Source organism: Priestia sp. BR_2 (assembly GCF_041954005.1).
Lineage (GTDB): Bacteria > Bacillota > Bacilli > Paenibacillales > Paenibacillaceae > Paenibacillus_AQ > Paenibacillus_AQ lautus_A.
The window spans coordinates 1-769 of record NZ_JAVFHM010000226.1 but is presented as its reverse complement, the minus strand read 5'-3'; the positions used below and the strand labels follow the sequence as shown (position 1 = coordinate 769).

The 769-nt window shown below is 32.9% G+C and carries 1 protein-coding gene; it reads left to right on the top strand.

Features of this window, described 5'->3' with window-relative positions; all coding sequences use genetic code 11:
* The first annotated feature begins 135 nt into the window (after positions 1-135).
* Complete coding sequence (locus RB298_RS17215) at positions 136-468, top strand: hypothetical protein (RefSeq protein ID WP_377582140.1); 333 nt, start codon at positions 136-138, stop codon at positions 466-468.
* Positions 469-769 lie beyond the last annotated feature (301 nt).

Sequence of the window (769 nt, the reverse complement as noted above, 5' to 3'; positions counted from 1 at the left end):
AGCCTATCCACTCAAAAAATAATAAAGATTTTATTTAACTGCAACTAAATATTTAAAGAAGGATTTATTATACTATTATTGAATCTATACAGGACGGTTTATTTCAAATCTCAATTGCAGAGAGGGGAAATGATAATGGCCACGGGAAGAGAACGGGCGGCAAGGAGTATTTTGGGTCAATCAGGATTGAGGAATAGGAATCCAGACAACGCTACGTTTGATGAAAAAGGAACAAAGCCTCGCACCTCAACTTTTGAAAGAGTTGCGACTCCTCGTGAGGGTTCTACTCGAATAGCAAGGATGGCAGAAGAATATAGAGCTGAATATAAAAGAGTAAAAAGAAGAGAACAATTTTTGCAAGACACAATAGATTTATTAAGTGATTGTAATAACAAACAGTCCGTTAGAGAGTTAAAGGAATTAATTAATTTAGCAAAAGAGCGATTAATAATGTATCAAGGTAAATAGAAATTATTCCTTTTTTTATTACTGATATAGTATAACACTAATACGTTCACATACACATTTGTGTGAGTACATTTTTGCTAGGAGAGAGCAGCCAGTATATGATGGTTGCTCTTTTCATTTTTAAGGAGATATTATTCAATGAGAGATTGGTTTAGGGTATTCACTCTGAGAGATGGTTCAAAGAGAGAAATTAGAATTGATTGCGACAAATATGGGCTTTTTCTACAAGTTATATAAATGTAAAAACTAGGCTACCGAAATAGATAGCAATTAGGTAACAGAATAATAATTCTTTATATAC